We start from the raw sequence: 4,663 nt of genomic DNA, 5'->3' as shown, positions 1-4,663 counted from the left end.
TCATAGCCTTTAATCTTGAACTGGCCGGTTTCTACGGCGAAGCCGCTGCAATCCGGGTTATTACCGCAGATATGTACCTTACGGGTTTCGTCCAGCAGATAGCTTTCCATCGCACTGTCGCAGATGCTGCAACGGCGCTTATCCATCAGGCGGCGGCTTTCTGCTTCTTCGTCTTCATCGGCGGAGATTGCTTCATCGCCCGGTACCAGATTGAGCGTTTGAGTGCAGCGTTCTTTCGGTGGCAGGCTGTAGCCGGAACAACCGAGGAATACACCGGTAGAACCCGTGCGGATCTGCATATGGCGACCACAGGTAGGACACGGAATGTCGGTATCAACCGGATCATTCGGACGCATGCCGTCTTCGCCTTCAGCCACTTCCAGCTTTTGCTGAAAGCCCTGATAAAACTCATCCAGAACGTCGGTCCAGTTCATATCGCCTTCGGCAATATGGTCGAGTTTTTCTTCCATGCTGGCGGTAAAGCCGAAGTCCATCAGGTCGTCGAAGTTCTCAACCAGGCGGCTGGTGACAATGTCGCCCATTTTTTCAGCGTAAAAACGACGACCTTTCAGGCTGACGTAACCACGTTCCTGAATGGTGGAAATAATTGAGGCATAGGTTGAAGGACGGCCGATGCCGCGTTTTTCCAGTTCTTTAACCAGTGCCGCTTCTGAGAAACGCGGTGCCGGTTTGGTGAAATGTTGCTTCGGTTCCAGCTCGACCAGCTGCAGGGTATCGCCTTCGCTGACATCCGGCAGCAGGACGTCATCTTCGCCTTTGCCCATCGCAGCCAATACTTTCAGGTGGCCGTCAAAACGCATAACGCGGCCGCGGGTTTTCAGTTCAAACTCGCCGGCTTTGACGGTGATGCTGGTGCTGGTGAATTGCGCATCTTTAATCTGACAGGCAACAAAGCGGCGCCAGATCAGATCGTATAAACGCTGTGCATCCGGTTCCATAGCACTGAGATCGGTTGCACGCAGGCGGACATCGGAAGGACGGATGGCCTCGTGCGCTTCCTGAGCGCCTTCTTTGCTGCTGTAGCTGCGCGGCTCATCCGGCAGGTACTGTTCGCCCAGTTTATCGCTGATGTAATCACGCACGTTGCTGACCGCTTCCTGACTCAGGTTGGTCGAGTCGGTACGCATATAAGTGATGTAACCGGCTTCGTACAGGCGCTGCGCCAGCGTCATGGTTTTCTTAACGCTGAAACTCAGACGCGTACTGGCGGCCTGCTGCAATGTGGAGGTGATAAAAGGGGCAGCAGGCTTGGAACTGGTCGGCTTGTCTTCGCGTTTCAGCACTTCATAGCGGTGGCCACGCAGCGCGGCGACGGCCGACATGGTGTCCTGCTCGTTAACCGGACGGAACTCGTTACCGTTCTGGCGCATCACCTGGGCGCGCAAAGCTTCACCGGCAGGGGTGCTCAGATCGGCGAAGGTTTCCCAGTATTCCTGTGGAATAAAGGCACGGATTTCCCGTTCGCGTTCAACAATCAGACGAACAGCAACGGATTGCACTCGGCCGGCGGATAAACCACGCGCGACCTTGCTCCACAGCAGAGGTGAGACCATAAAACCGACAACGCGGTCGAGGAAACGGCGTGCCTGTTGGGCATTGACGCGATTCATATTAAGTTCGGATGGCTGCTCGAACGCGCTCTGAATCGCTTTTTTGGTAATCTCATTAAACACGACGCGGCGGTATTGTTTTTTGCTGTCGCCAATAATCTCACGAAGGTGCCAGGCGATGGCTTCTCCCTCGCGGTCCAAATCCGTTGCGAGATAGATCTGATCGGCATCTTTGGCCAATCGCTGCAGTTCTTCGACAACTTTTTCTTTACCCGGCAGCACCTGATAGTTGGCTTCCCAGTGTTTTTCCGGGTTAACGCCCATGCGGCCAATTAACTGCTCGCGGGACTTTTTCTTTTTGTACTCGGCCTTGGCTTCGGGCGACATTTTACGGGTGAGAGCTGCCTGTTTAGCGCGCTCTTTAGGATCGCTGGGCTGTCCTGAGCCAGAGGTTGGCAGGTCGCGTACGTGGCCCACGCTGGACTTAACAATAAAGTCCTTACCCAGGTATTTATTGATGGTTTTAGCCTTTGCAGGCGACTCCACGATAACCAGCGATTTGCCCATATTCCTTTGATTAACCCTTTCTTGTTGATATAGCCAGGCGCACAGAAGGCGACACTTTATAGGTACACCGGGGGGGGTGGTCAAGCTTCTCTCGTTACCGGAGTCATGCAATGCGCTCCGGCAGGGTGGTGAAACGTTGCTAAACTTGTCACCAGTATATGGTGATATTGACGTCACCAAAGGCCGTGTAAACAGCGCCTTTGTTTAGGAATAGCATAGATTGGGGAGAACCGTTTTTTATGTCAGCGATTGGTTTGATCGTGGCGATAGCGTTACCGGTTGCATTGATTCTGTTCGGACTGGTTATGGCGGGGCGCAGGCAGCAGGCGCAGCAAGCCCAGCGTTTACAGGCCCGGGCGGTGAAGCAGGGGGCGGATGATCTGCTGGAAGCGCTGGAGTTTCTGATTCTGGTTGATAATTTTAAGGAGGTGCAGCTGGCGGTCCTGGAGAGGGTCGAACAGTTGTACGTTGTTTATCAGGAAGCCCTGCCTAAGAAAGACAACAACAGTTCCGCACAGGAGCTGTTTGATGCAGCACCTTACCGGCGCAAAATTGATGAAGGCAAAGGTAATCGCCGGGTACTGAAAAGCGATCGTGAGATACGTTTTGCGCGCCGCCAGTTTGGCCGGATTCTGAAGGCGCTGAATGTTATGGCGCGTAAAAAACTGATTTCGGAGGCGGCAATGATGGAGTATCGCCGTTATCTGCGTCTGACTCTGCTGGAAAAAGAAGTCGATACCTACACCGCGCAGGGTGATGTGGCGGCAGGGCGTGGTGATGTGATTACTGCGACCAATTACTACAAAGCAGCGAAAAAGATTCTGATTGAGTTTGACCTGCAGTATCCGGAGAAAAACCAGCGCATCCGCGATCTGACCCAGCGTACTGCTTCTTTATATAACGGTGGCGAAAAGAAAGAGGGCAGCCTTGCTCAGGCGTTATCGAAAGAGATCAAAGATGAGCATGATCCTTTTGGCATTCCCACCAATCCTAACGCTTCAGAGAAACGTAAGTTTTGACAGGCCCCGGAAGTTATCCTGAATGCCCCTTTAGTGGGTCGTAAAATGTCACATGCCTGCTTTCAGTGATTTTTTTAAAGTGCTGAAAACAAAGGGAAAAATTCGTTTGTGACGTTCGTCACAGAATATAATCCTTCATTTTGGTGGCGGGAACTGACCTGTTCGGCGTCATAAGTTTTCATTAGTGTGTCAGACAATCTCAGGGCCGGCTGACACGAATTAAACAGGCCCTGATTTGTTACTACCCGCTGACGATGACCTTTGTCTGTCCGGCACCATAAGCAGAGATGCAAGCATGAGTATTCAGGAAGCCGTTTTAGTCCTGCATGACCACGAGGTGGTCGAAGCGTACTGGCTGGCAGATTTTGAACGTCTGGTTCGTCAGCAAACACCTCTGCAGCATGCTGCGGAACACAAAATACAGGCGGCCTATCTGCAGATCGGCAATCACCGTTCGGCCGAAGCGCTGGTGCTGTTTGAGGCACCGGTTAAACATTCTGTGATTGATGCGCGCTGGTATATGCCGCTGCGTCGTCTGGCTGACAGTGCCGGGCGTGGTCCTAATATGGGCGCCGGCCGTATCCGGCTGGCCTGTCGCAGTCAGTGTTCCATCAGCTGGCATGCTGACTCGCTGTGGGAGCCGGTGACATCCGATTTTATGGCTATCCGCAAAGCATTGCGTGGCAGCATGCTGCGCGATCAGGCGCCGTTAACCGAGCGTGATTTGTGGCCGCAGGAGCGAATTTCTGCTGTGGAACGTGTGACCGGTGGCGCCGGCGCCGGCAGCCTGCTGGCTAAAAAGCACAGCGACCCGGAAGTCGAAGACCTTAAGCGCACGCTGCGCAATGAGATGGAAGCCTACCGCCGTCAGCTGCAGCAGCTGCAGCAGGAAATTGAGCGGCAGAAGAGCCTGAATGAAAAGCTGGGACGTCAGGCGGATGCCTCCGGCGAAGCCGAACTTGAAGAGCTGCGCCAGGTGCACCGCAATGAAATGGCCGCTCATGCCGCCGAAGTCGAAAGCCTGACCCTGGCGCTGGAGCAGGAGCGTCAGGAGACTGAGCGTTTACGTCAGGCTCTGAACGATAACCAACCAGTGGCAGAGCCTGTGGTCAGTGATGAAGAAGCGGCACGCTTAAAAGAAGAAGCAGCAACCCTGCGCCAGTATCTGGAACAGGCAGAAGAGCAGAACGCTGAACGTTTTGTTAATCGTCTGGATGGCCTGGAAGCGGTGCTGGTGGCATTTCATCCGGGCGTTGGTCATCTGACCATTACGCCGGCCAACATGCTGCGTTATGCCGATAACCCACTGGCCTACGCGGCACAGAAGTGTTTTGTCAGCGAAGAGGTTTACCGTCGCTGGCTGGATCATTATGACGATCCGCGCTGTCAGCAATGCAACGCTGAAATCCCCCGCATCGAGCATCCGCGTGAGTTCGATCACGACCTGAATGCCTACTGTAAACTGCACCGCCAGTTGCACCTTGCCGGCAGCTGACGACACCGGGG

Annotated in this window: 3 protein-coding genes; 2 read left to right on the top strand and 1 reads right to left on the bottom strand. The window is 54.0% G+C overall.

The features are described from left to right. Nucleotides 1-2,138 (bottom strand): type I DNA topoisomerase (topA, locus tag B3P58_RS06030; protein WP_286716499.1); only part of this gene is annotated, 2,138 nt, incomplete at its 3' end. A 239-nt stretch (nucleotides 2,139-2,377) separates the two neighbouring features. Here topA and B3P58_RS06025 point away from each other — a divergent pair. Together B3P58_RS06025 and B3P58_RS06020 are read left to right on the top strand one after the other, a co-directional pair. After that, the gene (locus B3P58_RS06025) at nucleotides 2,378-3,157 is read left to right on the top strand and encodes a hypothetical protein (protein WP_145469444.1); all 780 of its coding nucleotides are present in this window, start codon (nucleotides 2,378-2,380) and stop codon (nucleotides 3,155-3,157) included. A gap of 295 nt (nucleotides 3,158-3,452) precedes the next feature. Further along, on the top strand, nucleotides 3,453-4,652 hold the full coding sequence (locus B3P58_RS06020) for a hypothetical protein (RefSeq protein ID WP_230330635.1): 1,200 nt from the start codon (nucleotides 3,453-3,455) through the stop codon (nucleotides 4,650-4,652). The last annotated feature ends 11 nt before the right edge of the window (nucleotides 4,653-4,663 follow it).

The sequence above is a fragment of the Thalassolituus sp. UBA2009 genome, from assembly GCF_002335285.1.
In the GTDB taxonomy this organism is placed as follows: domain Bacteria; phylum Pseudomonadota; class Gammaproteobacteria; order Pseudomonadales; family Oceanobacteraceae; genus Venatoribacter; species Venatoribacter alkanivorans.
Note: the sequence above shows the minus strand (reverse complement) of the source record. Positions and strands in the feature narration are given on the sequence as shown.